Origin of the sequence: Ideonella sp. (assembly GCF_041914305.1) — a bacterium.
Classification (GTDB): domain Bacteria; phylum Pseudomonadota; class Gammaproteobacteria; order Burkholderiales; family Burkholderiaceae_C; genus Ideonella.
In genome coordinates this window covers 1-24,213 of sequence record NZ_JAYSDQ010000031.1, presented here as the reverse complement: position 1 = coordinate 24,213, position 24,213 = coordinate 1, and the positions used below count along the sequence as shown (strand labels likewise).

The following is a 24,213-nucleotide window of genomic DNA, read 5'->3' as shown; positions in this document are numbered from 1 at the left end:
CGCCGTTACGCTTTTCAGCGCCGCTGACAGCCGGGGCAGAAATATGTCGCACGCTGCCCTTGCACGATGCGGCGGATGGTGCCACCACACCGCGCACAGGCCTCGCCGGCCCGGCCGTACACACGCGCCAGACCCTGATATTGACCTACTTCGCCGTGCGCGTTGCGGAAATCGCGCAATGTCGAGCCGCCGGCCTCGATCGCCTCGGTCAGCACCTGTTGCACGGCGGCATGCAGCTTGGCGGCGCGCGCCGGGCCGATGCGGGTGCAAGGCGTGCGCGGGTCGATGCCGGCCTGCCACAAGGCGTCGCTGGCGTAGATGTTGCCCGCGCCGACGACCAGCTCGCCCGACAGCAGCGCCAGCTTCACCGCGGTGCGGCGGCCGTGCAGTGCGGCGTGCAGGGCCTCGGCGGTCCAGGCCGGGTCGAACGGCTCGGGCCCGAGCTTGGCCAGCAGTTTCGACGCCGGCAGCACATCCAGCCCGTCAGACCAGACCACCGCACCAAAACGGCGCGGGTCGGTCAGGCGCAGCAGGCCCCGGTCGGTCACCAGCTCGGCGTGGTCGTGCTTGCCGCTGGGCCCCAGGCTGGCGCCGAATGCCAGCGAGCCGGACATGCCCAGGTGCCACAGCAACCCGCCGACGGCCTGGCCCGAGGCCTGCAACATCGGCAACCAGAGGTACTTGCCGCGCCGACCGACCGGGCCGACCTGCAGGCCGACCAGCGATTCGGGCTCGATGCCCAAGGGCCAGCGCAACGCCTTGCCCATGCGCAACGCCAGCACCCGCGCGCCCTCGATGCCGCCGACGCTGCGGCGTGTGACTTCGACCTCAGGCAGTTCGGGCATCGGGGAATTATCCGGGCGGGCGGCACTCCTAGGAGGCTGTCGGGCTCTGGGATGGGCTCGCGTTGGGCCTGAAAGGGGGTCCAGGCAAGGCGCAAAGCGCAGCCGGGTTCGATACCCGGCGAGCATTTGCTACGCGGAATTGGCCCCCCTTTCAGGCCCAACCCGAAGGGCCGAGGCGAATTGCGCCGCCATGCTTCGTTGCCGACTCGTTGTGTGGCCGAGCCACACAGCCTCACCGGCGCCTCGCCTCGCAGCGCAACTCGCCTCGGCGCGAGCCCATCCCAGAGCCCGACAGCCTCCTAGAATCGACCACGCCCTCCCGGAGATTCGATGCTGCCTCGTTTTGCCCGTGCCCAGCTGCGCCGTTCCGCCCCGCTGTCGTCCCCTTTTCACCCGACCCGGTTGGCCGTGGCCGCTGCGCTGGCTGGCCTGCTGAGCACCACGGTGCTGGCTGCCGAGCCCGAGGCGGCACCCGCCACCGCTGAAACCAAGGAGGCCGAGGCTCCCGCCGTCAATTCGGCGATGGACGGGTCGGTGTTCCTGGACGTGCTGGCCGCCGAGATGGAGGCCCAGAACGGCGACCTGGGCGAAGCCTTCGGCCGCATGCTGGTCACCGCCCGCCGCACCCGCGACGAGGGGCTGTTCCAGCGCGCAGTCGAGCTCGCGGCGCAGGCGCGCGCGGGGGACAAAGCGCTGGCGGCCGTCAAGCTGTGGCGCAGCGCCCTGCCCGATTCGCCCAGCGCGCTGCGCACGCAGCTGCAATTGCTGGTGGCGCTGGACAAGCCCGGCGAGCTGAGCGAGCCGATCCGCACCTTGGTCGAGCGCGAACCGGTGATGGACCGGCCCGGCACCATCGCCTCGTTGCCGCGTTTCTTGAGCTCGATCCCCGACAAGCGCCGCACGCTGGCCGTCACCGAGCAGGCGCTGTCGCCCTTTGCCAATACGGCACCGACGCGCACCGCCGTGCACACCGCGCTGGGCCGCATGGCGCTGGCGGCCGATCAGCCCGATGTCGCACTCTCGCGCGCCCGCCGTGCCCTGGCAGAAGAACCCTCGGCCCCCGGCCCGGCGCTGCTGGCACTGGAGCTGATGCCCAAGGACGCCGCCGCCGAAGCGCTGGTGCAGGGCTATCTGGCGCGCGACGATGCGCTGCCGCCCGTGCGCTTGGCGTATGCCCGCGCGCTGGACCAGCAGCAGCGCATCGGCGAGGCCGCGGTGCAGTTGCGTGAGGTCGTCGCCAAGCAACCCGACCAGGCGGCCGCGTGGCTGAGCCTGGGCGCCTACATGGTCGACCTGCGCGAGCCCGACGAAGCCATCCGCGCGCTCGACCAGTTTCTGAACCTGACGCGCAACCTCGCGCAGGCGAGCGACAAGGCCGACAAGGACGGCGATGAAGGCGACGACAAGCACGACCTTCAAGGCATGATCGAACTGGCCTACCTGCTGCAATCGCAGGCGCAAGAGCAGCGCGGCGACGTGCGCGCCGCCGGCCAGTGGCTGGACAAGATCGAGCCCTCGCGCGTGGACATGTCCACGCTGACCCGCCGCGCCAGCCTGATGGCCCGCGCCGGCCAGCTGGCACAGGCCCGCGCCTTGGTGCGCGAGGCACCGGCGCGCGACCAGCCCGACGCACGCACCCGGCTGCTGGCCGAGGCCCAGGTGCTGCGCGACCAGCGCCACTGGGCCGAGGCCTACGAGCTGCTGCTGGGCGGCCTGCGGCAAGAGCCCGAAGACACCACGCTGATGTACGAGCTGGCGATGGTGGCCGACCGGCTGAACCGCTTCGACGACATGGAGGCGCTGCTGCGCCGCGTGATCACCCTCAAGCCCGACGACCACCACGCGCACAACGCGCTCGGCTACTCGCTGGCCGATCGCAACATCCGCCTCGAAGAAGCGCTGGGGCTGGTGCAGAAGGCGGCCGCGCTGGCGCCGCACGACCCGTTCATCGTCGACAGCCTGGGCTGGGTCGAGTACCGGCTGGGCCACCGCGACGAAGCGATCAAGCTGCTGCGCCGCTCGCACCAGGCACGCCCCCACGTCGAGGTGGCGGCCCACCTGGGCGAGCTGCTGTGGGTCACCGGTCAACGCGAAGAAGCCTTGCGCATCTGGCGCGAGGGCCGCGCCCGCGAGGCCGACAACGACGTGCTGCAGGAAACGCTGACCCGGTTGAAGGTCAAGCTGTGACGCTGCGCGGTTGGGCGCGGGCCGTGGCCGGCATGATCGCGGCCGCCGTGCTGGCCGGCTGCGCCAGCGCGCCGCCGCAGCCCGGCACGGCCCCCGTGCTGAGCGGCCGGCTGCTGGTCAAGGTTGCCGCACTCGGCGACCAGCCGGCGCAGTCGCACAACGCCGCCTTCGAGCTGAGCGGCGACGAGCGCCAGGGCCAGATGCGCCTGCTCGGGCCCTTGGGCGCCCAGGTCGCGCTGGCGCACTGGAACGAACACGGTGCCTCGTTGCAAGACAGCCAGGGTGGCCGCGACTTTCCCGACCTGGCCACGATGACCGGCGAAGCGCTGGGGGAGCCGATCCCGCTCGCTGCCTTGATGCAATGGCTGCAGGGCCGGCCGTGGGACGGAGCCCCGCACCGACCGTTGGCCTCGGCCACGCCGGGCTTCGTCCAGCTCGGCTGGTCGGTCGACCTGGCCCGGTGGGCCGACGACGCGCTGGTCGAGGCCACGCGGATCGACCCGCCCGGCGTCGTCGTCCGCGCCAAGCTCGACCGCACCCCGTGACACCATGCCCCTGAACGCGCTGTATGACCTGCAGGCACCGGCCAAGCTGAACCTGTTCCTGCATGTCGTCGGCCGCCGTGCCGACGGCTACCACCTGCTGCAATCGGTCTTCACGCTGATCGACTGGGCCGACACGCTGCACCTCGAGCGTCGTGCCGATGGCCAGTTGCATCGGCACGACCTGGGCCCGGCGCTGCCGCCCGACGACCTGTGCCTCAAGGCCGCCCGCGCCTTGCAGGCCGAAAGCGGCTGCACCCTCGGCGCCGACATCTCGATCGACAAGGCGGTGCCCTGGGGTGCCGGCCTGGGCGGCGGCAGCTCCGACGCGGCCACCGTGCTGATCGGCCTGAACCGCCTGTGGGGCCTGGGCTGGTCACGGCAGCGCCTGCTCGCGCTGGGCGAGCGCCTGGGGGCCGACGTGCCGTTCTTCATCGGCGGCCATACCGCCTTTGTCGAAGGCATTGGCGAGCAACTGAGCCCTGTGTCGATGACGCCCCAGCACTACGCGGTGCTGAAGCCGGCCGCGGCGATCCCGACCGCAGGAATTTTTTCCAGCCCGCTGCTGACACGTGATACCGAAGCTGCTATAGTCACGGGCTTTCTTGCAGACGCTGAAGCATTGGTTCGTAGCGAGGTTGGCGGGGCAAAAACCCTGGCCAGTTTCCCGGGCCACAATGACCTGCAACGCGCCGCCGAGGCTTTGTGCCCGGAGGTCGCCGAAGTGGGTCGCTGGCTTCAAGCCCGGTTCGGCAACAGCCGGATGACGGGCTCGGGCAGCGCGGTGTATGCAAGAGCCGGCGCAGGCGAACGGCCTGTGGCGACCATGCACGAGGGCCGAACCGAAGGTTGGCCCGAGGGCTGGGTCGGGCGAATGTGCCGGAGCCTGGATGTGCACCCGTTGGCCGGGTGGCTGGGCTGAAAGGTTTCAAGGGCGTGGCCGTCAGGCCGGGTCCTGTGTAGGGGAGTCGCCAAGTTGGTTAAGGCATCGGATTTTGATTCCGACATGCGAGGGTTCGAGTCCTTCCTCCCCTGCCAAATTTCTTGCTCTGAGACGGCGTGTTGATCGACACGCCGTCCTCGTCTGAAGATCGCGCACCCGCCTTCGTCTCTTCTCCCAAGCCGCCTGCCCACCGGAGTTCCCCCGTGCTGTTCAACACCGTGCTCTTCACCGGCAATGCCAACCCGGTGCTGGCCCAGGAGATGGCGACCCACCTCGGTGCCGAGCTTGGCAAGGCATCCGTCGGGCGCTTCTCCGATGGTGAGGTCACCGTCGAGATCCAGCAGAACGTCCGCGCCCGCGACGTCTTCGTCGTCCAGTCGACCTGCGCGCCGACGAACGAGAACCTGATGGAGCTGCTGATCATGGTCGATGCGTTGAAGCGCGCCAGCGCGCGCCGCATCACCGCCGTGATCCCCTACTTCGGCTACGCGCGGCAAGACCGCCGCCCGCGTTCGACCCGTGTGCCGATCTCGGCCAAGGTCGTGGCCAACCTGCTCGAAACCGTCGGCGTCGAGCGCGTGCTGACGATGGACCTGCACGCCGACCAGATCCAGGGCTTCTTCGACATCCCGGTCGACAACATCTACGCCTCGCCGGTGCTGCTGACCGACCTGAAGGCCAAGGCCTACCGCGACCTGGTGGTCGTCAGCCCCGACGTGGGCGGCGTGGTGCGCGCCCGCGCGCTGGCCAAGCAGCTGGGCTGCGACCTGGCGATCATCGACAAGCGGCGCCCGAAGGCCAACGTGTCCGAAGTGATGCACGTGATCGGCGAGATCGACGGCCGCAACTGCGTGATCATGGACGACATGATCGACACCGCCGGCACGCTGGTCAAAGCCGCCGAAGTGCTGAAGGACCGCGGCGCCAAGAGCGTCTACGCCTATTGCACGCATGCGGTGTTCTCGGGCCCAGCGATCGAGCGCATCAAGAGCTCGCACCTGGACGAGGTCGTCATCACCAACACGATTCCGCTGTCGGACGCCGGCAAGGCCTGCCCGAAGATCCGCCAGCTGTCGGTCGCCTTCCTGTTCGCCGAGACCATCCGCCGCATCTCGGACGGTGAATCGGTGACCTCGATGTTCGCCGAGCAGAACAACAACTTCTGAAGACCGCCGGGCCCTCGGGCTCGACGGTCTTTTTCGTCGACGGCGCGAGCCGTCATTCAAATGGGGCGCATCTGGTCGCGGACGCCCCGACTCATTGGAGAGTGTCATGGAATTCGTCGCTTTCGAGCGCAGCAAGCAGGGGACCGGAGCGAGCCGCCGCCTGCGTCATTCGGGCAAGGTGCCTGGCATCGTTTTCGGTGCCGGCCAACCCGCAATGATCGAGCTGGATCACAACGCGCTGTACTTCGCCCTGAAGAAGGAAGCCTTCCACTCGTCCATCCTCGAGATGGAACTGGCCGGCAAGAAGCAGAAGGTGCTGCTGCGTGACTTCCAGATGCACCCGTGGAAGCAGCAAGTGCTGCACGTCGACTTCCAGCGCGTCGACGAAACCACCCGTCTGCGCAAGAAGGTGCCGCTGCACTTCTCGGGCGAAGAGAACTCGATCGCCGTGAAGACCGACAAGTGCCTGGTCAGCCACGTGGCGACCGAAATCGAGATCGAATGCCTGGCAGTTCAGCTGCCCGAGTTCGTGTCGGTCGACCTGTCGGGCCTGATCAAGGGCAAGAGCCTGCACGTGTCGGACCTGACGCTGCCCGAAGGCATCAAGGCGGTCAAGCACGGCACCCAGAACCCGGTGGTCGTGGCCGTGACCGAGCCGAAGGTCGAAGAAGAAGTCGTGGCCGCGCCCGCTGCGCCGGTCGACGACAAGAAGAAGGGCAAGGGCAAGAAGTAAGTCGTTCGCGACCTTTTGCCTCGAAACAAACCCCGCCTCGGCGGGGTTTTTTCTTTGTTGCGATTGCATTCAATTTTTGGGACTAGCCAGAGGGCTGGCTGCAAACGCCACTCGCTAGCATCGATCTCCCAAAACAGGAGCACCCATGTCACGATTCCTTCTTCGCGCTGCCGCAGCGGCGGCTGCCCTCGCCTTCGCCAGCGTGCCCGCACTGGCCCAGACCGAACGCGCAGCTTTCCCCGAGCTGCGGTTGGCCGAAGCCGGCGCATCCGGTCAACGCGCCATCGATTTGCTCGGCGACAAGCTCGAAGCAGTCGCCAAGTTCTACAAGCGCAGCCCGCAAGCCTTGCGCGACATGCTGCTGCGTGACCCGCTGGTGCGTCTGGACCGCAGCGGCCGCTTGTACGTGGTGGAAGAACTCGATCACCCGCTGCCGAGCGACGATTCGAAGAACTTCGTCGAAGGCGCGGCCCCGGCTCCGCTGGACAACACCTTCCTGCTGCACAGCCGCCCCGGCGCCAAGCGCACGATCTACCTCGACTTCAACGGCGCCGTGATCCAGAACACCGCCTGGAACAGCAACGGCAACACGATCAACGCCCAGGCCTTCGACTTCGATGGCAACGTCAATGCCTTCTCGGCTGCCGAGCTGGAGCGCATCCAGTACATCTGGCAGCGCGTGGCCGAAGACTATTCGCCCTTCGACATCGACGTGACGACCGAGCAGCCGCCGGCCGACAAGCTGACCCGCGCCAGCGATGCCGACGACGTCTACGGCACCACCGCGGTGATCACCAACCACAACGGCGTCTACAACTGCTCGTGCGGCGGCGTGGCCTATGTCGGCGTGTACGACAACGTGGGCGACTACTACAAGCCGGCGCTGGTGTTCTGGGACATGCTGGGCACCGGCAACGAGAAGTACGTGGCCGAGGCCACCTCGCACGAGGTGGGCCACAACCTGGGCCTGAGCCACGACGGCACCTCGCAGGTCGGCTACTACGGCGGCCACGGCGACGGCGAGACCGGCTGGGCACCGATCATGGGCGTGGGCTACTACAAGAACACGGTCCAGTGGAGCCAGGGCGAGTACACCGACGCCAACAACAAGGAAGACGACATCGTCGTGATCGGCAGCAACGGCGGCATCCTGCGCAAGGACGACCACGGCAACGGCATCGCCAAAGCCACCGCGCTGACCACCTCGCCCAACGGCCAGAACATCAACCTGTCGGGCAAGGGCGTGATCGAGCGCCGCAAGGACAAGGACGCGTTCTCGTTCTCGGCCAAGGCCGGTGCCGGCTCGGTCACCGTCACGCCGGACACCCGCTCGGCCAACCTCGACGTGCTGGTCAAGATCCTGAAGGCCGACGGCACCGTGCTCGCCAAGGCCAAGCCCGACACCACGCTGGCCGCCACCGTGACCTTCACGCTGCCCAGCGCCGGCAAGTACTACGTCGTCGTCGACGGCGTCGGCCACGCCACGCCGACCACCGGCTACAGCGACTACGGCAGCCTGGGCCAATACGCGATCACCGGCACCGTTCCGGCGCCCTGATCGCCCGCACCAGAAGCAGCAAGGCGGCGCGCCCTTTCGGGCGACGCCGCCTTTTTCATGGGTGCGTTGTCGATCAGCCGATCAGGCTTTCCGCCGGCACGTAGGCGTAGCCCAGGTCCTTGGCCACCGCTTCGTAGGTGACCTTGCCGGCGGCAACGTTCAAGCCGGCCTTCAGGTGCGGGTTGTCCTTCATCGCCTGCTTCCAGCCCTTGTCGGCCAGCGCCAGGCCGTGGGCCAGCGTCGCGTTGTTCAAGGCGAACGTCGACGTGCGCGCCACCGCGCCCGGCATGTTGGCGACGCAGTAGTGCACCACGTCGTCGATCACGTAGGTGGGCTCGGCGTGCGTCGTCGCGCGCGAGGTCTCGAAGCAGCCGCCCTGGTCGATCGCCACGTCGACCAGCACCGCGCCCTTCTTCATGCAGCGCACCATCGAGCGCGTCACCAGCTTCGGCGCCGCGGCCCCCGGCACCAGCACGCCGCCGATCACGAGGTCTGACTCGAGCACCTTCTCTTCCAGCGTCTGCGCATTCGAGAACAGCGTCTTCACGCGGTTGCCGAAGACCATGTCGATCTGGCGCAGGCGGTCGACGTTCTTGTCCAGCACCGTCACCCGCGCGCCCATGCCGATCGCCATCTGCATCGCGTGCGTGCCGACCACGCCGGCGCCGATCACCAGCACGTGGGCAGGTTCGACCCCCGGCACGCCGCCCAGCAGCACACCCATGCCGCCCTTGCTCTTTTCCAGGTGCGCCGCGCCGGCCTGGATGCTCATGCGGCCGGCCACCTCGCTCATCGGCGCCAGCAGCGGCAAGCCGCCGCCCGGGCCGGTGATGGTTTCGTAGGCCACGCAGATCGCGCCCGACTTGACCAGCGCCGCGGTCTGCTCCGGGTCCGGCGCCAGGTGCAGGTAGGTGTAGAGGATCTGGCCTTCGCGCAGCATCGCGCACTCTTGCGGCTGCGGCTCCTTGACCTTGACGATCATCTCGGCCTTGGCGAAGACCTCGGCCGCATCCTTCAGCAGCACCGCGCCCGAGGCGGCGTACTGCTCATCGGCCAGGCCGATCGCGGCGCCAGCGCCGCTTTGCACGAAGACCTCGTGGCCCCGCGAGGTGAACTCGCGCACGCTGGCAGGCGTCAGGCCGACGCGGTATTCATGGTTCTTGATTTCCTTGGGCAGGCCGATCCGCATGGTGAAGTCTCCGTATGGTTTTGAAATGGAAGGGCCATGTTGGAACGGTCCGACGCTGCGGCCAAGGTGCATTGCCATCTCAGCGGCTACATTAGCCATTCTGATGAATTTCATTAGCGTTAACCCATGAATGCACTCGACCCGGCGGGGCTGGACTGCCTGGCGGCGCTGGCCGAAGCCGGCAGCTTCGAGCGTGCGGCGCAGTTGTTGTCGATCACCCAGTCGGCCGTCTCACAGCGCCTGCGCTCGCTGGAGGCCAGCGCCGGCCACCTGCTGGTGGTGCGGGCCCGCCCGCTGCGGCTGACCGAGCCCGGCAAGGTCTTGCTGCGCTACGCCCGCCAGATGCAGGCCCTGCGGGCGGATGCGGCGCGCGAGCTGGGCACCACGCTGGCGCGCGACGAACGGCTGCCGATCGCGGTGAACGCCGACAGCCTGGCGACCTGGGTGTTGCCGGCGCTGGACCCGCTGGTGCGCACCGGCCAGCGCGAAGGCTACGGCCTGGAGCTGATCGTCGACGACCAGGACTTCACCCACGACTGGCTGCGCCAGGGCGAGGTGCTCGGCTGCGTCAGCACCGTGGCGCAGGCGCTGCGCGGCTGCTCATGCCAGGCCCTGGGCCACATGCGCTATGTCGCGGTCGCGAGCCCGGGTTTCATCGAGCGGGCCATGCCCGATGGGCTGACGCCGCTGAATTTCCCGCAGCTGCCGTTCATCGTCTTCAACCGCAAGGACGACATGCAGGCCCAGTGGGTGGCCAAGGCCTTCGGCGTGCGCGCGCCGCGGCTGAAAGAGCGCTTCGTGCCCAGCAGCGAAGCAGGCGCCCGCGCTGCGGCCATGGGCTGGGGCGTGGCGGTGCTGCCCGAGCTGCTGGCCCGGCCCGACATCACCAGCGGCGCGCTGAGGCCGCTGAAGCCCGAGATCACGATCGACGTGGCCTTGTACTGGCACCAGTGGAAGCTGAGCCTGGACGAGCCCCGCCCGGCCCCGCCGGCCGCCGGCGGGCGCGCCGTCACCCCCGCCCACACCGGGCTGATGGAGCAGATCGGCCAGGCGGTGATTGCCGGCGCGCGTGCCGCCCTGGGCGCCAGCCCCCCGGCCCGGGCCCCGGCTCGATAATCCGGATCATGATTCGTTTGATCGTCGGCCTGGGCAACCCGGGCCCGGAATACGAAGCCACGCGCCACAACGCCGGCTTCTGGTGGGTGGACGAAGCGGCACGCCTGCTCAAGGCCTCGCTGGCGCCAGACCGGGCCTACCACGGCCTCGTCGCCCGGGTGAACCGCCCGCCCGAGCAGGGTGGCCCGCTGTGGCTGCTGCAACCGATGACCTACATGAACCTGTCGGGCAAGTCGGTCGCGCCGCTGGCGCGCTTTTTCAAGATCACGCCGGCCGAGATCCTGGTCGTGCACGACGAGCTCGACCTGTTGCCGGGCCAGATGAAGCTCAAGCAAGGCGGCGGCAACGGCGGCCACAACGGGCTGAAGGACATCCAGGCCCAGCTCGGCGCCGGCGACTTCTGGCGCCTGCGCTTGGGCATCGGCCACCCGGGCGTCAAGGCCGAGGTCGCCAACTACGTGCTGCGCAGGCCGCCGGCCGACGAACGCGAGGCGATCGAACGCAACATCGAAGAGTCGCTGAAAGTGCTCGATTTGATGTTGGCCGGCGAGATGGATCGCGCGATCATGAAGCTCCACGCCAAACCCGCGCGGCCCAAGCCCCCGCGCCCGCCCGAAGCCCCTGCGGCCGCACCGGGCGGCGATCCCCCCGCCTGAAGGAGCCCCGCCATGCCCACCCCCGCCCACTGCCGTGCCTTGGTTCTGGCGTGCTTGGGGTGCGGGTTGATCGGCGGCGCGGCCCAGGCGGCCGACAGCAAGGTCTACCGGTGCGGCCAGACCTACCAGCAGGTCCCTTGCGCGGCCGACGCGGCGGCCAGCGGCCAGGCCATCAACACCAGTGATGCCCGCAGCGCCGAACAGCGCGCCGATGCGCGGGCTGCCGCGTCAGCCGACAAGCAGCAGGCCAAGGCCCTGGCCGCCGAGCGCCAACGGCGCGAAAAGGCCATCCAGCCGCAGCAGGCCCCGATGGGCACGAGCATGAAGGGGGCCGAGCCGCCGGCCAGCGCCCCCGAGTCCGGGGCACCCGCGCCGCACGTCAAGAAACACAAGAAGAAGACGCCGGAGCCGGACCGCTACGTGCCGCCCAAGCCACCGGCCGACCAGCGCTGACGCGACCTCAGCCCGCGCCGTCAGCGGCCGGCGACTGGCCCGCCGTGGCCTCGCGCTTCTCGGCCATCAGCGCGTGGTACTTGCGCTGCAGCTGCTCACGCGTCTCGATCATTTGCGGGTTCAGCGGAATGCACTCGACCGGGCAGACCTGCACGCACTGCGGCTCGGGGAAATGGCCGACGCATTCGGTGCAGCGCTTCGGGTCGATGACGTAGTACTCGTCACCCATCGAAATCGCGTCGTTCGGGCACTCGGGCTCGCAGACATCGCAATTGATGCACTGGTCGGTGATCATCAGGGCCATGGTGGCGCCTTCTCTTGTCTATTCGCGGGGTTGGGCCACGCGCTCTTTCAGCCGGTTCAGCACCGAGGGTGACACGAATTTGGAGACATCACCGCCGAGCGTGGCAATCTCGCGCACAAAAGTGCCGCTGACGAACTGGTACTGGTCGCTGGGCGTCAGGAACAGCGTTTCGACATCGGGCATCAGTTGGCGGTTCATGCCGGCCATCTGGAACTCGTACTCGAAGTCGCTGACCGCGCGCAGACCTCGTATGACGACCCGGCCACCGTTCTGGACCACGAAATCGCTCAGCAGGCCGCGGAAAGCGATCACCTCGACGTTGCCGTAGGGCTTGGCCAGCTCGGTGGCGATGTCCAGCCGCTCGGCAATGGTGAACATCGTGCGCTTGTGGTGGCCGGCAGCGACCGCCAGGATCAGCCGGTCGAACAAGCGGCTGGCCCGGCGCATCAGGTCTTCGTGGCCGAGCGTCATCGGGTCGAAGGTGCCCGGGTAGACGGCGGTGAGCGGCTGTGCAGTGGTCATCGTCGGGCCCTCGTAGGCGGCTGGTTGGCTCGGGCAGTGTAGGGGCGCTCAGGCCGCCGCGCTGTCGCCCGCCTGGAACAGGGCGTAGTGCACCGCACCGGCGCGCCCGCTGCGGTACGGCAACAAGCCGGCAGGCAGCTCGGTGGGCGGCGCCTCGCCGGCCTCCAGGTAGACCCAGCCACCCGGCACGGCGGCGCGCGCCGCAGCGGCCAGCGCGGCGGCGCCGAGGCCCGCGCCGAACGGTGGGTCCAGCAGCACCAGCTCGTAGCGGGCATGGGCGCTGCGCAGCGCCGCCATCCCATCACCCCGCTGCACGCGCAGGTTCGCTGCCTTCAGCCGCTCGCGCGAAGCGTTGAGCAGGCGCACCAGTTCGCCCTCTTGCTCGACCAGCAACACCTCGGCCGCGCCGCGCGAGGCGGCCTCGAAGCCCAAGGCGCCAGAACCGGCAAACGCGTCGAGCACACGCCAGCCGCTCAGGTCCTGGCCCAGCCAGTTGAACAATGTTTCGCGGACCCGGTCGGGCGTCGGCCGCAGGCCCGGCTTGTCGGCCACCGGCAGCAGGCTGCGCCGCCACTGGCCGCCGATGATGCGGACTTCGTGGCGCCGAGCGCCAGCCGCCTTCATAGGCGCACCGGCACGCCGGCCTGCGCCATCAGCGCCTTGGCCTGGCCGACCGTGTATTCGCCGTAGTGGAAGATGCTGGCGGCCAGCACCGCGTCGGCGCCGCCGATCTTGATGCCGTCCACCAGGTGCTGCAGGTTGCCGACCCCGCCCGAGGCGATCACCGGCACCGTCACGGCGTCGCTGACAGCGCGGGTCAACTCGAGGTCGAAGCCACTCTTGGTGCCGTCGCGGTCCATGCTGGTCAGCAGGATCTCACCGGCGCCGTGCTCGGCCATCTGCCGCGCCCAGGCCACCGCGTCGAGCCCGACGTTCTTGCGGCCCCCGTGGGTGTAGACATCCCAGCCCGGGCCGCGCGCGGCCAAGTCGTCGCCATGGCGGCGCTTGGCGTCGATCGCCACGACGATGGCCTGCGCGCCGTACTTGTCGGACGCGTCGCGGATCACCTGTGGGTTCGCCACCGCCGCCGAGTTGAAGCTGACCTTGTCGGCGCCGGCGTTGAGCAGGCGGCGCACGTCTTCGACCGTGCGCACGCCACCGCCCACGGTGAGCGGGATGAAGACCTGCGAGGCCACCGCCTCGATGATGTGCAGGATCAGGTCGCGGCCGTCGCTGGTGGCGGTGATGTCGAGAAACGTGAGTTCGTCGGCGCCCTGCTCGTTGTAGCGCGCCGCGATCTCGACCGGGTCGCCGGCGTCACGCAGCTCGACGAAATTGACGCCCTTGACGACGCGGCCGCCGGTGACATCGAGACAGGGGATGATGCGTTTGGCAAGCATGGCGAAGCGTGGCGCGGGGCAGTGGAACGACGGCCCCGATTGTCGCAGCCCGGCACCCGCTAACAGGGTCACAGCCGGCTGTTACCACGCCGGTGCACGCGCTCACCACAATGGTTCACCGCCGGTGCGCGGGTGCACCGCGGCCCCCTTCAAGGAGAACATCGATGGCGAAGAAGATCCTGATGTTGTGCGGCGACTATGGTGAAGACTACGAGACCATGGTGCCCTTCCAGGCGTTGCTGGCGGTGGGCCACGAGGTGCATGCCGTGGCGCCGGACAAGAAGGCCGGTGACTTCATCCACACGGCGATCCACGACTTCGACGGTGCGCAGACCTACAGCGAGAAGCCCGGCCACCGCTTCACGCTGAACGCCAGCTTTGCCGACGTGAAGCCCGAGGCCTACGACGCGCTGGTGATCCCCGGCGGCCGCGCGCCCGAGTACCTGCGCATGAACAGCCGCGTGGTCGAGATCACCCGCCACTTCCTGCAGGCCGACAAGCCGGTGGCCGCGGTCTGCCATGGCGCGCAGCTGCTGGCCGCGACCGGGTTGATCAAGGGCCGCCGCGTGTCGGCCTACCCGGCCTGCCAGGTCGAGGTGGAGCTGGCCGGTGCCGAGTACTGCGGCATCGCGATCGACGCCGCAGTGACCGACGGCAAGCTCGTCACCGCCCCGGCCTGGCCGGCGCACCCGGCGTGGATCCGCCAGTTCCTGGCCGTGCTGGGCACCCGCATCGAAGTTTGAGTGGCCGAGGTGCTTCGTGGCCTACATTGGTAGGCCCGACACCCACCCGGCGAGATGGTCCATGTGCGAGATATTTATCAGCGCCGAACCCACGAGTTACGAAGGCCGCACCCGCTCGGTGCGGCTGCATGGCGTGGTCACCAGCATACGGCTCGAGAACCTGTTCTGGGCCGTGCTGGAAGAGATCGCCGAGCGTGACGGCCTCGGCGTGGTGCAGTTGATCGAGCGGCTGTACGACGAGCTGGTGGTGGCGCGCGGCGAGGTCGGCAACTTCGCGTCGTTCCTGCGCGTGACCGCGCTGCGCTACCAGGCGCTGCTGGCCGCACAGCGCATCCCGGCGGACCGCAGCGTGCCGATCCGTTCGCTGGATGCGAAGCAGGTGTTGCGCGAGCTGCCGCCGGGTTGGGGCCGTGCGCCGCCAGCTCCCGAAGCGACGGCTTAGCCGGCCTCGGCCAGCTCGTCGGCGCGGGCCTGGGCGGCTGCGAAATCGAGTGCGCCGGTGTAGATCGAGCGGCCGCAGATCACGCCTTCGATGCCCTCCCCTTCGACCGCGCACAGCGCCTCGATGTCGGCAATGCTGGACAGCCCGCCCGACGCGAAGACCGGGATCGTCAAGGCCTGGGCCAGCTTCACCGTCGCTTCGATGTTGAGGCCGGTCAACATGCCGTCGCGGCCGATGTCGGTGTAGATCACACCTTCGACACCGTAGTCTTCGAACTTCTTCGCCAGGTCGATCACTTCGTGGCCGGTGAGCTTGCTCCAGCCATCGGTGGCGACCTTGCCGTCTTTCGCGTCGAGGCCGACGATGATGTGGCCGCCGAAAGCCGTGCAGGCATCTTGCAGAAAGCCCGGGTTCTTGACTGCGGCGGTGCCGATGATCACGTAGCTCAGGCCGTCGTCGAGGTAACGCTCGATGGTGTCGAGGTCACGGATACCGCCGCCCAGCTGCACGGGGATCTCGTCGCCCACGGCGCGCAGGATCGCCTTGATCGCCGGCTCGTTGACCGGCTTGCCGGCAAAGGCACCGTTGAGATCCACCAGGTGCAGGCGGCGCGCGCCGGCGTCGACCCATCGGCGCGCCATCGCGGCCGGGTCTTCACTGAAGGTCGTGGAGGCTTGCATGTCGCCTTGTTGCAGGCGAACGCAATGACCGTCTTTCAAATCGATCGCAGGGATCAGCAGCATGGCCAGCCGGGCTAGTGGACGAAGGTGGGAGGGGCGCGCAGCGGTGAGAAGGCGGGAGTCAGCGCATCACGGGCGGTGGCCGGCGGGCAACCGATGGGGCAGGCGGATCACGGTTTCCAGTTCAGGAAGTTGCGATACAGCGCCAAGCCATGTGCAGCGCTCTTCTCGGGGTGAAACTGCGTCGCGAAAATATTATCCCGCGCCACCGCGCAGGTAAAGCGCAGGCCGTATTCGGTGCTTCCCGCGGTGTGGCGCTCGTCCGACGGCTGGGTGTAGTAGCTGTGCACGAAGTAGAAGTACGACTCGTCGGGCACGCCCGCCCAGACCGGGTGCACCGTGCCCCCCTGCCGCACCTGGCGAACCTGGTTCCAGCCCATCTGCGGCACCTTGTAGCGGCTGCCGTCGGGCTGCAGTTGGCCTTCGAGCTGAAAACGTTTCACCTGGCCACCGATGAGGCCCAGGCAAGGCGTGTCCTGCTCTTCAGAATGGTCCAGCAGCATCTGCATGCCGACACACACGCCCATCAACGGCTTGTTCGCCGCCGCCTCGAGCACCGCCTCTTTCAAGCCCGAGTCGTGCAGCTCGCGCATGCAGTCGCGTATGCCACCCTGCCCGGGCAGCACGATGCGCTCGGCGGCCCGCACGTCGTCTGGCCGCGCGGTGACGATCACCTCCACGCCCTCACCCGCGGCCACATGCATCACCGCCTGTGACACCGAGCGCAGGTTGCCCATGCCGTAGTCGACGACCGCGACCGTGCGGGCCCCTCGTCGAACGGGTACGTTCGCCGATCCCCCGAGGGGATGCGAGCCGACTTGGGGCGGCCCGGCGCTCGGCTCGCTGGTCCGCGTCATAGCGAGCCTTTCGTCGAAGGGATCACACCGGCCGAGCGCGGGTCGAGCGTCATCGCCATCCGCAGCGCACGGCCGAAGGCCTTGAAGATCGTCTCGCACTGGTGGTGCGCGTTGTGGCCCTTCAGGTTGTCGATGTGCAGGCTGACCAGCGCATGGTTCGAGAAGCCCTGGAAGAACTCGTAGGCGAGCTGTGTGTCGAACGCGCCGACCATGCCGGCCTTGAAATCGACCGCCATCTCCAGCCCGGGCCGGCCGGAGAAGTCGACCACCACGCGCGACAGCGCCTCGTCCAGCGGCACGTAGGCGTGGCCGTAGCGCGTCAGGCCCTTCTTGTCGCCCACCGCCTTGGCCACCGCCATGCCCAGCGTGATGCCCACGTCTTCGACCGTGTGGTGGCCGTCGATGTGCAGGTCGCCCTTGGCGTCGATGTCCAGGTCGATCAGGCCGTGGCGGGCGATCTGGTCGAGCATGTGGTCGAAAAAGCCGATGCCTGTCGACAGCGTGGCCTGGCCGGTGCCGTCGAGGTTGACGCGCACGCGGATCTGGGTTTCCTTGGTGTCGCGCTGGACTTCGGCGATGCGGGGTTCGGTGGTCATGGAGCGAGCTCTTCGAGGGCACCGCGCAACGCGGCCAGGGTCTTCGGGTTTTCTTCGGGTGTGCCGATGGTGATGCGCAGGCAGTTCGCCAGCAAGGGGTGCAGGTCGGAGACGTTCTTCACCAGCACGCCACGGGCCTTCATGCCGGCGAACAGCCGCTTCGCATCGGGCACGCGCACGAGGATCATGTTGGCCTCGCTCGGGAACGGCTGCACGCCCGGCAACGCCGCCAGCGCGTCGAACAGCTTGGTGCGCTCGGCACGGATCGTGGCCGCCTGCCGCGCGTACTCGTCGACATGCTCCAGCGCGAACAGCGCCGCTTCGCAGTTCAGCACGCTGATGTTGAACGGCGGGCGCAGTTTGTCGATTTCGGCGATCAGCCGCTGGCGGCCGATCATGTAGCCGATGCGCGCGCCGGCCAGGCCGAACTTGCTCATCGTGCGCATCAGCAGCACATGCTCGTGGCGTTTCAGGCGCTCGAGCGAATCACGCGACGCGAACGGCTGGTAGGCCTCGTCCATCACCACCAGGCCGGGCGCGGCTTCGATGATTGCGTCGATCACGCCGTCGTCCCACAGGTTGGCGGTGGGATTGTTCGGGTAGGCCAGGTAGATGAGGGCCGGCTGGTGCTCGCGGATGGCCGCCAGCATCGCCGGGCCATCGAGCTCGAAATCGGCGGTGGTCGGCACGCCGACGAACTTCAGCCCCTGGTGCTTGGCCGCGATCTCGTACATCACGAAGCCCGGCAGCGGCGCCAGCACCACGTTGCCCGGCACGTCGGCCGCCAGCGTCAGCAGGCTGATCAGCTCGTCCGAGCCGTTGCCGAGCATGATGTCGCAACCTTCGGGCATCTGCGCATGCCGGGCCAGCGCCTCGCGCAGCAGGTTGCCACGCTCGGCCGGGTAGCGGTTCAACGCCACTTCGGCCAGGCGCTCGCCCAGCTGCCGGCGCAGCTCGGGCGGCAGGCCGAACGGGTTCTCCATCGTGTCGACCTTGACCAGGCCGGCGCTGGGCTGCACGGCATAGCCGTGCATGCCCTGCACGTCGGCACGAAGGTAACGGGTCATGCGGTCGGACAGGGTTGTGCTCATGGCATCAGGCGGCCGGTGCATCGAGCACCTCGGGGCCGACGAGGAAGGGGTTGAGAACCTGCACGCTGTCGATCTGCTGGCCGTGCGGCAGGCCTTCGGTCAGCACATAGCGGCAGCCCAGGTGCTGGGCGGCGGCGACGATCAAGGCGTCCCACCAGTTGACCTGGAAGCGGGCCTCGATCGCCCAGGCGGTTTCGACCGTCTGGTGGTCGATCTGCCAGGGTTTCCAGTGCTGGTAGCGGCGCACCTCGGCGCGGGCATCGCCCTGCTGCATCGGCGGCGTCAGGCGCTTGGTGGCGTTGGCGTAGTACTCAGTCAGCACCTGGGTCGACAGGCGGCCGCGGCGGCTGGTCCACAACACCTTCAGCCACTCGCGTGCCCGCAGGTGCTTGGCCGGGTCGGCGCCGTCGTCTGCGCAAAGCAGGACGCCAGCATCAACGAAGACGTTAGAGCCGCTCGCCATAGGTCTCTTCGCGTTGCGGGTAGGGCGAGCCGTCGGACGTGAACAAGGCCGGCCGCTGCAGCCACTCGTTCATCGCCCGCTCGTAGGCATCGTCATGCCGCATCTTCTCGGCCAGCATCTCGCCGATCAGCCGGGAGACGCTGGTGTTGCGGCGCGCGGCCTCCAGCCTCGCCCATTCGGCGACGCTGTCTTCCATCGTGACGGTGACGTTCTTCATCGAGACTCGAATCACAACACGAACTTCGTGTTGCACGATTTTCGTGAATCACGAAGTTCGTGTCAACGATCGGGGTTCTTCAACCGCATCTCGGCCGCGCGGGCGTGGCCTTGCAGGCCCTCGCCGTAAGCCAGCTCCGCCGCAATCACGCCCAGCTTGTTGGCGCCCACTTCGCTCACTTCGATCAGGCTGCTGCGTTTCTGGAAGTCGTAGACCCCCAGCGGCGACGAGAAGCGGGCCGTGCCCGAGGTCGGCAACACGTGGTTCGGCCCGGCGCAGTAGTCGCCCAGGCTTTCGCTGGTGAAGGCGCCGAGGAAGATCGCGCCAGCGTGCTTCAGCTTCGGCTCCCAGCGGTGCGGGTCGCCGGACGACACCTCCAGGTGCTCGGGCGCGATGCGGTTGCTGATCTCGCAGGCCTCGTCCATCGAGCGGGTCAGCACCAAGGCGCCGCGGCCTTCGAGCGAGGCGCGGATCACGTCGCGGCGTGGCATCTCGGGCAGCAGGCGCTCGATCGACTCGCGCACCTTGACGATGTAGCCGGCATCGGGGCACAGCAGGATCGATTGCGCCAGCTCGTCGTGTTCGGCCTGGCTGAACAGGTCCATCGCCACCCAATCGGGCGGCGTCGTGCCATCGGCCAGCACCAGGATCTCGCTCGGCCCCGCGATCATGTCGATGCCCACTTGGCCGAACACGCGGCGCTTGGCACTGGCGACATAGGCGTTGCCGGGGCCGGTGATCTTGTCGACGCCGGGGATCGTGGCCGTGCCGTAGGCCAGGGCCGCCACGGCCTGGGCGCCACCGATCGTGAAGGCGCGGTGCACGCCGGCCACATAGGCAGCGGCCAGCACCAAGGCGTTCTTCTCGCCGCGAGGCGTGGGCACCACCATGATGATTTCGCCAACCCCGGCCACCTGCGCAGGGATCGCGTTCATCAGCACCGATGACGGGTAAGCCGCCTTGCCGCCGGGCACGTAGATGCCCACCCGGTCCAGCGGCGTGACCTTCTGCCCGAGCAGCGTGCCGTCTTCGTCGCGGTAGCTCCAGCCACGGCCACACGCGTCGAGCTGGCGCTCGTGGTAGCTGCGCACCCGCGCCGCGGCGGCTTCGAGCGCATGGCGCTGCGCCGGCGTGATCGCATCGAACGCCGTCTTCAGCTCGTCGCGGGTCAGCTCCAGTGCGGCGACCGACGCGGCCTGCACGTGGTCGAATCGCGCGGTGTACTCGAGCACCGCCGCGTCGCCGCGCGCCTGCACATCGGCCAGGATCGCCGCCACCCGCTCTTCGATCGCACCGTCGGTCTCGGCCGACCAATGGCGCAGCCGCTCGAACTGGGCTTCAAAGTCTGAAAGCGTGGTGTCGAGCTGGCGCAGGTTCAGCATGGCGGTGAAAGAAGGCTATTGAGGGATGGCAGAGGCGAAGGCGTCGATCAGCGGGCGCAGCACGTCGCGCTTCAGTTTCAGCGCGGCCTGGTTGACGACCAGGCGCGACGAGATGTCCATGATGTGCTCGACCTCGACCAGGTGGTTGGCCTTCAGCGTCGAGCCGGTCGACACCAGGTCGACGATCGCATCGGCCAGCCCGGTCAGCGGCGCCAGCTCCATCGAGCCGTAGAGCTTGATCAAGTCGACGTGCACGCCCTTGTCGGCAAAGTGCTGGCGCGCCATCGCGGTGTACTTGGTCGCCACGCGGATGCGCGAGCCTTGTTTCACGGCCGCGGCGTAGTCGAAGTCGTCGCGCACCGCCACGCTCAGGCGGCACTTCGCGATGTTCAGGTCCAGCGGCTGGTACAGGCCTTCGCCGCCGTGCTCGATCAGGATGTCCTTGCCGGCCACGCCGAGGTCGGCGCCGCCGTACTGCACGTAGGTCGGCACATCGGTCGCACGCACCAGCACCACGCGCACATCCGCGCGGTTGGTCGGCAGGATCAGCTTGCGGCTCTTCTCGGGGTCTTCGCTGACGGTGATGCCGGCCGCGGCCAGCAGCGGCAACGTCTCTTCGAAGATCCGGCCTTTGGACAACGCAAGCGTGATCATGCGGACACCCGCTCGATGTCAGCGCCGATCGCGCGCAGCTTGGCTTCCATCCGGTCGTAGCCGCGGTCCAGGTGGTAAATGCGGTCGACGGTCGTCGTGCCGTCGGCCACCAGGCCGGCGATCACCAGGCTGGCCGAGGCGCGCAGGTCGGTGGCCATCACGGTGGCACCGGACAGGCGCGGCACGCCGGTCACCATCGCCGAGTGGCCGTCGATCTCGATCTTGGCGCCCAGGCGGATCAGCTCATTGACGTGCATGAAGCGGTTTTCGAAGATCGTCTCGCTGATCTTCGCGGCGCCTTCGGCGATGCAGTTGACGGCCATGAACTGCGCCTGCATGTCGGTCGGGAAAGCCGGGTACTCGCTGGTGCGAAAACTCACCGCCTTCGGCTGGCTGTCGGCCTGCACGCGGATCCAGTCGCCACCGTCATCGCTTCCTGCCGTGATCGTGACGCCGGCTTCACGCAGCTTGTCGATCACCGCGTCGAGGTGGCGTGCGTTGGCATGGCGCAGCATCACGTCGCCGCCGGCAGCGGCCACGGCGCACAAGAAGGTGCCCGTCTCGATGCGGTCCGGGATGATGCGGTGACCACCCTGGGGCGCGTGCAGCCGGTCGACACCCTGGATCACGATGCGGTGCGTGCCATGGCCTTCGATCTTGGCACCCATCGCTATCAGCAGCTCGGCCAGGTCGGGGATCTCGGGCTCCTGCGCGGCGTTCTCGAGCACCGTCTCGCCCTCGGCCAGCACGGCGGCCATCATCAGGTTCTCGGTGCCGGTCACGGTGACCATGTCGGTCGTGATGCGCGCCCCACGCAGGCGGCGCTGGCCGGCGGCGTTCAGCGGCGCCTGGGCCTGGATGTAGCCGTGCTCGACGGTGATCTCGGCGCCCATCGCCTGCAGGCCCTTGATGTGCTGGTCGACCGGGCGAGACCCGATCGCGCAGCCACCGGGCAGCGACACCGTCGCGGTGCCGAAGCGCGCCAGCAGAGGCCCCAGCACCAGGATCGACGCGCGCATCGTCTTGACCAGCTCGTACGGCGCCTTGGTGCTGGTGATCTGGCTCGCGTCCAGCGTCACCGTGTTCGGCTCGGCCTCGCTGCGCTCGACCTGCACGCCCAGGTGGCGCAACAGCTTCAGCGTCGTCGCCACGTCTTGCAGCTTGGGCACGTTGTGCAGCGTCGCCGCATCGGCCGTCAGCAGCGCGGCACACAGCTCAGGCAGCGCGGCGTTCTTGGCGCCGGAGATCGTCAGTTCACCGGCCAGGCGGCGGCCGCCGCGAATCAGAAGTTTGTCCATGAGGTCGGGGGCGAAAGGCGTGGGGGCTGAAAAAGCGCGCGACGGGGCCCCGGGCGGCGGCCGCGCGCATCACGCCGGCCGCCCGAGCGGGATCGTCAATGATGCGGCGTGGTCGCGCCGGTGGGGGCGGAATTCGCCTGTTCGGCGGCCCATTCGGCCGGCGTCAGCGTCTTCATCGACAGCGCATGGATCTCTTCGCGCATGCGCTCGCCGAGCGCGGCGTACACGCGCTGGTGGCGGCGCACGCGAGGCAGGCCATCGAACTCGATCGAGACGATGGTGGCGAAGAAATGCCGGCCGTCGCCCTCGACTTCCAGATGCTCGCAGCCGAGACCGGCGGCGATGTAGTCACGGACCTGGGCGGGGGTGGGGGCGGACATAGTGCTTGGGATTATCCCTGATCCGTTCTCGAAGCTCTCAATGGCGCAGCTTGTAGCCGGTCTGCAGCAAGCGCAGCGTCAGCCCCGCCACGAGCACGAAGCTCAAGGTCACCACGCCCAGGCTGAACCACGGCGACACGTCGCTGACGCCGAAGAAGCCGTGGCGGAAGCCGTCGACCATGTAGAAGAACGGGTTCAGCTGGCTCACGCCCTGCCAGAAGGCCGGCAGCGAATGCACCGAGTAGAAGACGCCGGCCAGGAAGGTCATCGGCATCACGATGAAGTTCTGGAACATCGCCATCTGGTCGAACTTCTCGGCCCACAGCCCGGCGATCAGCCCCAGCGAACCCATCAGCCCGGCACCCAGCAGCGCGAACGCGAGGATCCACGCCGGATGCGCAAAGCCCGGCATGCCGAACCACAAGGTGGCGACCAGCACCCCGACCCCCACGGCCAGCCCGCGCACCATCGCCGCACCGACATAGGCCACGTACCAGGCCAAGGGCGACAACGGCGTGACCAGCAGGAACACCAGGTTGCCGGTGATCTTGCTCTGGATCAGGCTCGACGAGGTGTTGGCGAACGAGTTCTGCAGCACGCTCATCATCACCAGGCCCGGGATCAGGAAGCTGGTGTAGCCGATCGTGTCGTAGACCTTCACGTGGTCTTCGAGCACGTGGCCGAAGATCAGCAGGTACAGCACGGCCGTCAACACCGGCGCCGCCACGGTCTGGAAAGCGACCTTCCAGAAGCGCAGCACCTCTTTGTAGAACAGCGTGCGGGCGCCGGCCAAGGGCCGAGTGCCTCGAGCGGGGCTGTCGATGACGGCACTCATGGGCGCTCCCTTGAACCGGCGGCCCGCCCCGGCGAGAGGGCATGAGCCCCTTCGGACGATCGTGCGGTGCTCATGCGGCGTCCTCGGCCACGGCGGGTTGGGCTTGCATGATCGACAAGAACACGTCCTCCAGGTCGGCGCGGCCGATCTCCAGGTCTTCGACCTTCACGTTGGCGGCGCGCAGCCGGGCCAGCACCTGCTCGACACCGGCGGCGTCGTGCGCAGCCACCTGCGCGATGCGCCCGGTCACGCGGGCCTGCGCTGCCATGTCGGGCGGCAGCGCATCGTCGGTCTTGAAGCGCAGCACGCTGCCGGCGGTCGCGGCCAGCAGGTTCGCGGTGCGGTCGAGCGCCACGATGCGGCCTTGCTTGAGCATCGCGATGCGGCCGCACAGGGCCTCGGCCTCTTCCAGGTAATGCGTGGTCAGCAGCACGGTGTGGCCCTGCTTGTTCAGCTTGGCGATGAACTGCCACAGGGTCTGGCGCAGCTCGACGTCGACGCCCGCGGTCGGCTCGTCCAGCACGATCACCGGCGGCCGGTGCACCAGCGCCTGCGCCACCAGCACCCGCCGCTTCATGCCGCCTGAGAGTTGCCGCATGTTGGCCTGCGCCTTGTCGGCCAGGCCGAGGCCGGCGAGCAGCTCGTCGATCCAGTCGTCGTTGTGTTTGACGCCGAAGTAGCCGCTCTGGATGCGCAGCGCCTCGCGCACCGAGAAGAACGGGTCGAACACCAGCTCCTGCGGCACGATGCCCAGTGCGCGGCGGGCGTCGGCATAGTGCTCGACCACGTCGTGGCCCATCACCATCACGCGGCCTTCGGTGGCGCGCGCGAGGCCGGCGAGGATGCTGATCAGCGTGGTCTTGCCGGCGCCGTTGGGGCCGAGCAGGCCGAAGAACTCGCC

General features: G+C 68.4%; 28 protein-coding genes, 1 tRNA gene and 1 pseudogene. 12 read left to right on the top strand and 18 right to left on the bottom strand.

The features are described from left to right. Positions 1-14: 14 nt before the first annotated feature. Positions 15-845, bottom strand: a complete 831-nt coding sequence (gene mutM / locus ACE3SG_RS27955; RefSeq protein WP_374569545.1) for a bifunctional DNA-formamidopyrimidine glycosylase/DNA-(apurinic or apyrimidinic site) lyase — start codon at positions 843-845, stop codon at positions 15-17. A 330-nt stretch (positions 846-1,175) separates the two neighbouring features. On the opposite strand from mutM, the gene ACE3SG_RS27950 reads away from it, so the two are divergent. The 7 genes from ACE3SG_RS27950 (at position 1,176) to ACE3SG_RS27920 (ending at position 7,974) form a co-directional block, all read left to right on the top strand. After that, on the top strand, positions 1,176-3,032 hold the full coding sequence (locus tag ACE3SG_RS27950; RefSeq protein WP_374569544.1) for a tetratricopeptide repeat protein: 1,857 nt from the start codon (positions 1,176-1,178) through the stop codon (positions 3,030-3,032). Next, on the top strand, positions 3,029-3,577 hold the full coding sequence (locus ACE3SG_RS27945) for a lipoprotein insertase outer membrane protein LolB (RefSeq protein WP_374569543.1): 549 nt from the start codon (positions 3,029-3,031) through the stop codon (positions 3,575-3,577). The genes ACE3SG_RS27950 and ACE3SG_RS27945 overlap by 4 nt, the downstream gene beginning before the upstream one ends. Before the next feature lie 10 nt (positions 3,578-3,587). Continuing rightward, complete coding sequence (gene ispE / locus ACE3SG_RS27940) at positions 3,588-4,496, top strand: 4-(cytidine 5'-diphospho)-2-C-methyl-D-erythritol kinase (protein WP_374569559.1); 909 nt, start codon at positions 3,588-3,590, stop codon at positions 4,494-4,496. Positions 4,497-4,535: 39 nt separating this feature from the next. Continuing rightward, positions 4,536-4,612 (top strand) — tRNA-Gln (locus ACE3SG_RS27935). Between the two features lie 108 nt (positions 4,613-4,720). Then, positions 4,721-5,683, top strand: a complete 963-nt coding sequence (locus ACE3SG_RS27930; RefSeq protein WP_329719447.1) for a ribose-phosphate pyrophosphokinase — start codon at positions 4,721-4,723, stop codon at positions 5,681-5,683. A gap of 106 nt (positions 5,684-5,789) precedes the next feature. Then, the gene (locus ACE3SG_RS27925; RefSeq protein ID WP_374569542.1) at positions 5,790-6,416 is read left to right on the top strand and encodes a 50S ribosomal protein L25/general stress protein Ctc; all 627 of its coding nucleotides are present in this window, start codon (positions 5,790-5,792) and stop codon (positions 6,414-6,416) included. A 145-nt stretch (positions 6,417-6,561) separates the two neighbouring features. After that, positions 6,562-7,974: a pre-peptidase C-terminal domain-containing protein gene (locus ACE3SG_RS27920; RefSeq protein WP_374569541.1), complete on the top strand. Its 1,413-nt coding sequence runs from the start codon at positions 6,562-6,564 to the stop codon at positions 7,972-7,974. 73 nt (positions 7,975-8,047) lie between these two features. On the opposite strand, the gene ald is transcribed toward ACE3SG_RS27920, so the two are convergent. Then, positions 8,048-9,163, bottom strand: coding sequence for an alanine dehydrogenase (gene ald, locus ACE3SG_RS27915; protein ID WP_374569540.1), 1,116 nt, complete (start codon positions 9,161-9,163; stop codon positions 8,048-8,050). 126 nt (positions 9,164-9,289) lie between these two features. On the opposite strand from ald, the gene ACE3SG_RS27910 reads away from it, so the two are divergent. Genes ACE3SG_RS27910 through ACE3SG_RS27900 form a run of 3 tightly spaced genes read left to right on the top strand, consistent with a single transcriptional unit; the run spans position 9,290 to position 11,388 of the window. Next, positions 9,290-10,279: a LysR family transcriptional regulator ArgP gene (locus ACE3SG_RS27910; RefSeq protein WP_374569539.1), complete on the top strand. Its 990-nt coding sequence runs from the start codon at positions 9,290-9,292 to the stop codon at positions 10,277-10,279. 8 nt (positions 10,280-10,287) lie between these two features. Next, positions 10,288-10,935: an aminoacyl-tRNA hydrolase gene (gene pth, locus ACE3SG_RS27905; RefSeq protein WP_374569538.1), complete on the top strand. Its 648-nt coding sequence runs from the start codon at positions 10,288-10,290 to the stop codon at positions 10,933-10,935. A 12-nt stretch (positions 10,936-10,947) separates the two neighbouring features. Continuing rightward, positions 10,948-11,388: a hypothetical protein gene (locus tag ACE3SG_RS27900; RefSeq protein ID WP_374569537.1), complete on the top strand. Its 441-nt coding sequence runs from the start codon at positions 10,948-10,950 to the stop codon at positions 11,386-11,388. 7 nt (positions 11,389-11,395) lie between these two features. Here the strand turns inward: ACE3SG_RS27900 and ACE3SG_RS27895 are convergent, their stop codons facing one another. From ACE3SG_RS27895 to hisF, 4 genes are read right to left on the bottom strand one after another with little or no spacing between them, the layout of a single operon-like run. Then, complete coding sequence (locus tag ACE3SG_RS27895) at positions 11,396-11,692, bottom strand: YfhL family 4Fe-4S dicluster ferredoxin (protein ID WP_374569536.1); 297 nt, start codon at positions 11,690-11,692, stop codon at positions 11,396-11,398. Positions 11,693-11,710: 18 nt separating this feature from the next. Further along, entirely contained in the window at positions 11,711-12,214 is a 504-nt protein-coding gene (coaD, locus tag ACE3SG_RS27890) for a pantetheine-phosphate adenylyltransferase (protein WP_374569535.1), read from the bottom strand. A 48-nt stretch (positions 12,215-12,262) separates the two neighbouring features. Further along, the gene (rsmD, locus tag ACE3SG_RS27885) at positions 12,263-12,838 is read right to left on the bottom strand and encodes a 16S rRNA (guanine(966)-N(2))-methyltransferase RsmD (RefSeq protein WP_374569534.1); all 576 of its coding nucleotides are present in this window, start codon (positions 12,836-12,838) and stop codon (positions 12,263-12,265) included. Continuing rightward, positions 12,835-13,614, bottom strand: coding sequence for an imidazole glycerol phosphate synthase subunit HisF (gene hisF / locus ACE3SG_RS27880; protein WP_374569533.1), 780 nt, complete (start codon positions 13,612-13,614; stop codon positions 12,835-12,837). The genes rsmD and hisF overlap by 4 nt, the downstream gene beginning before the upstream one ends. Before the next feature lie 164 nt (positions 13,615-13,778). On the opposite strand from hisF, the gene ACE3SG_RS27875 reads away from it, so the two are divergent. Together ACE3SG_RS27875 and ACE3SG_RS27870 are read left to right on the top strand one after the other, a co-directional pair. Then, on the top strand, positions 13,779-14,357 hold the full coding sequence (locus tag ACE3SG_RS27875) for a DJ-1/PfpI family protein (protein ID WP_374569532.1): 579 nt from the start codon (positions 13,779-13,781) through the stop codon (positions 14,355-14,357). A gap of 61 nt (positions 14,358-14,418) precedes the next feature. Next, on the top strand, positions 14,419-14,799 hold the full coding sequence (locus ACE3SG_RS27870) for a ribbon-helix-helix domain-containing protein (RefSeq protein WP_374569531.1): 381 nt from the start codon (positions 14,419-14,421) through the stop codon (positions 14,797-14,799). Here the strand turns inward: ACE3SG_RS27870 and hisA are convergent. The 12 genes and pseudogenes from hisA to ACE3SG_RS27810 form a co-directional block, all read right to left on the bottom strand. Beyond that, on the bottom strand, positions 14,796-15,542 hold the full coding sequence (hisA, locus tag ACE3SG_RS27865; RefSeq protein WP_374569530.1) for a 1-(5-phosphoribosyl)-5-[(5-phosphoribosylamino)methylideneamino]imidazole-4-carboxamide isomerase: 747 nt from the start codon (positions 15,540-15,542) through the stop codon (positions 14,796-14,798). The two genes, ACE3SG_RS27870 and hisA, sit on opposite strands and share 4 nt — an antisense overlap. A 107-nt stretch (positions 15,543-15,649) precedes the next feature. Next, positions 15,650-16,303 (bottom strand): annotated as a pseudogene (hisH, locus tag ACE3SG_RS27860) (imidazole glycerol phosphate synthase subunit HisH); the annotation flags it as partial. A gap of 89 nt (positions 16,304-16,392) precedes the next feature. After that, entirely contained in the window at positions 16,393-16,992 is a 600-nt protein-coding gene (gene hisB / locus ACE3SG_RS27855) for an imidazoleglycerol-phosphate dehydratase HisB (protein ID WP_374569529.1), read from the bottom strand. After that, complete coding sequence (gene hisC, locus ACE3SG_RS27850; RefSeq protein WP_374569528.1) at positions 16,989-18,083, bottom strand: histidinol-phosphate transaminase; 1,095 nt, start codon at positions 18,081-18,083, stop codon at positions 16,989-16,991. Before hisC ends, hisB begins: the two co-directional genes overlap by 4 nt. A gap of 4 nt (positions 18,084-18,087) precedes the next feature. Beyond that, entirely contained in the window at positions 18,088-18,546 is a 459-nt protein-coding gene (locus ACE3SG_RS27845) for a PIN domain-containing protein (protein WP_374569527.1), read from the bottom strand. Beyond that, complete coding sequence (locus tag ACE3SG_RS27840) at positions 18,530-18,763, bottom strand: CopG family transcriptional regulator (RefSeq protein WP_374569526.1); 234 nt, start codon at positions 18,761-18,763, stop codon at positions 18,530-18,532. Before ACE3SG_RS27840 ends, ACE3SG_RS27845 begins: the two co-directional genes overlap by 17 nt. Positions 18,764-18,825: 62 nt before the next feature. Continuing rightward, a complete protein-coding gene (hisD, locus tag ACE3SG_RS27835; RefSeq protein ID WP_374569525.1) occupies positions 18,826-20,145 on the bottom strand; it encodes a histidinol dehydrogenase in 1,320 nt (439 codons plus the stop codon). Positions 20,146-20,160: 15 nt separating this feature from the next. Continuing rightward, positions 20,161-20,799 (bottom strand): ATP phosphoribosyltransferase, encoded by a 639-nt coding sequence (gene hisG / locus ACE3SG_RS27830; protein ID WP_374569524.1) that lies wholly within the window; start codon positions 20,797-20,799, stop codon positions 20,161-20,163. Further along, entirely contained in the window at positions 20,796-22,097 is a 1,302-nt protein-coding gene (gene murA / locus ACE3SG_RS27825) for a UDP-N-acetylglucosamine 1-carboxyvinyltransferase (protein WP_374569523.1), read from the bottom strand. The genes hisG and murA overlap by 4 nt, the downstream gene beginning before the upstream one ends. A gap of 95 nt (positions 22,098-22,192) precedes the next feature. Continuing rightward, positions 22,193-22,477 (bottom strand): BolA family protein, encoded by a 285-nt coding sequence (locus ACE3SG_RS27820; RefSeq protein WP_374569522.1) that lies wholly within the window; start codon positions 22,475-22,477, stop codon positions 22,193-22,195. 37 nt (positions 22,478-22,514) lie between these two features. Next, positions 22,515-23,312, bottom strand: coding sequence for an ABC transporter permease (locus ACE3SG_RS27815; RefSeq protein WP_374569521.1), 798 nt, complete (start codon positions 23,310-23,312; stop codon positions 22,515-22,517). Positions 23,313-23,382: 70 nt separating this feature from the next. Continuing rightward, a partial coding sequence (locus tag ACE3SG_RS27810; RefSeq protein ID WP_374569520.1) for an ABC transporter ATP-binding protein occupies positions 23,383-24,213 on the bottom strand: 831 nt, incomplete at its 5' end.

Excerpts from the sequence above, each read along its gene's own strand:
- hisF (WP_374569533.1), bottom strand. The coding sequence starts at position 13,614 with ATGCTTGCCAAACGCATCATCCCCTGTCTCGATGTCACCGGCGGCCGC.
- ACE3SG_RS27870 (WP_374569531.1), top strand. The coding sequence starts at position 14,419 with ATGTGCGAGATATTTATCAGCGCCGAACCCACGAGTTACGAAGGCCGC.
- murA (WP_374569523.1), bottom strand. The coding sequence starts at position 22,097 with ATGGACAAACTTCTGATTCGCGGCGGCCGCCGCCTGGCCGGTGAACTG.
- ACE3SG_RS27840 (WP_374569526.1), bottom strand. The coding sequence starts at position 18,763 with ATGAAGAACGTCACCGTCACGATGGAAGACAGCGTCGCCGAATGGGCG.
- rsmD (WP_374569534.1), bottom strand. The coding sequence starts at position 12,838 with ATGAAGGCGGCTGGCGCTCGGCGCCACGAAGTCCGCATCATCGGCGGC.
- hisG (WP_374569524.1), bottom strand. The coding sequence starts at position 20,799 with ATGATCACGCTTGCGTTGTCCAAAGGCCGGATCTTCGAAGAGACGTTG.
- ACE3SG_RS27920 (WP_374569541.1), top strand. The coding sequence starts at position 6,562 with ATGTCACGATTCCTTCTTCGCGCTGCCGCAGCGGCGGCTGCCCTCGCC.
- ACE3SG_RS27900 (WP_374569537.1), top strand. The coding sequence starts at position 10,948 with ATGCCCACCCCCGCCCACTGCCGTGCCTTGGTTCTGGCGTGCTTGGGG.
- mutM (WP_374569545.1), bottom strand. The coding sequence starts at position 845 with ATGCCCGAACTGCCTGAGGTCGAAGTCACACGCCGCAGCGTCGGCGGC.
- hisC (WP_374569528.1), bottom strand. The coding sequence starts at position 18,083 with ATGAGCACAACCCTGTCCGACCGCATGACCCGTTACCTTCGTGCCGAC.
- ACE3SG_RS27845 (WP_374569527.1), bottom strand. The coding sequence starts at position 18,546 with ATGGCGAGCGGCTCTAACGTCTTCGTTGATGCTGGCGTCCTGCTTTGC.
- ACE3SG_RS27910 (WP_374569539.1), top strand. The coding sequence starts at position 9,290 with ATGAATGCACTCGACCCGGCGGGGCTGGACTGCCTGGCGGCGCTGGCC.
- ACE3SG_RS27875 (WP_374569532.1), top strand. The coding sequence starts at position 13,779 with ATGGCGAAGAAGATCCTGATGTTGTGCGGCGACTATGGTGAAGACTAC.
- coaD (WP_374569535.1), bottom strand. The coding sequence starts at position 12,214 with ATGACCACTGCACAGCCGCTCACCGCCGTCTACCCGGGCACCTTCGAC.
- pth (WP_374569538.1), top strand. The coding sequence starts at position 10,288 with ATGATTCGTTTGATCGTCGGCCTGGGCAACCCGGGCCCGGAATACGAA.
- hisA (WP_374569530.1), bottom strand. The coding sequence starts at position 15,542 with ATGCTGCTGATCCCTGCGATCGATTTGAAAGACGGTCATTGCGTTCGC.
- hisD (WP_374569525.1), bottom strand. The coding sequence starts at position 20,145 with ATGCTGAACCTGCGCCAGCTCGACACCACGCTTTCAGACTTTGAAGCC.
- ald (WP_374569540.1), bottom strand. The coding sequence starts at position 9,163 with ATGCGGATCGGCCTGCCCAAGGAAATCAAGAACCATGAATACCGCGTC.
- ACE3SG_RS27895 (WP_374569536.1), bottom strand. The coding sequence starts at position 11,692 with ATGGCCCTGATGATCACCGACCAGTGCATCAATTGCGATGTCTGCGAG.
- ACE3SG_RS27925 (WP_374569542.1), top strand. The coding sequence starts at position 5,790 with ATGGAATTCGTCGCTTTCGAGCGCAGCAAGCAGGGGACCGGAGCGAGC.
- ACE3SG_RS27950 (WP_374569544.1), top strand. The coding sequence starts at position 1,176 with ATGCTGCCTCGTTTTGCCCGTGCCCAGCTGCGCCGTTCCGCCCCGCTG.
- hisB (WP_374569529.1), bottom strand. The coding sequence starts at position 16,992 with ATGACCACCGAACCCCGCATCGCCGAAGTCCAGCGCGACACCAAGGAA.
- ACE3SG_RS27815 (WP_374569521.1), bottom strand. The coding sequence starts at position 23,312 with ATGAGTGCCGTCATCGACAGCCCCGCTCGAGGCACTCGGCCCTTGGCC.
- ACE3SG_RS27820 (WP_374569522.1), bottom strand. The coding sequence starts at position 22,477 with ATGTCCGCCCCCACCCCCGCCCAGGTCCGTGACTACATCGCCGCCGGT.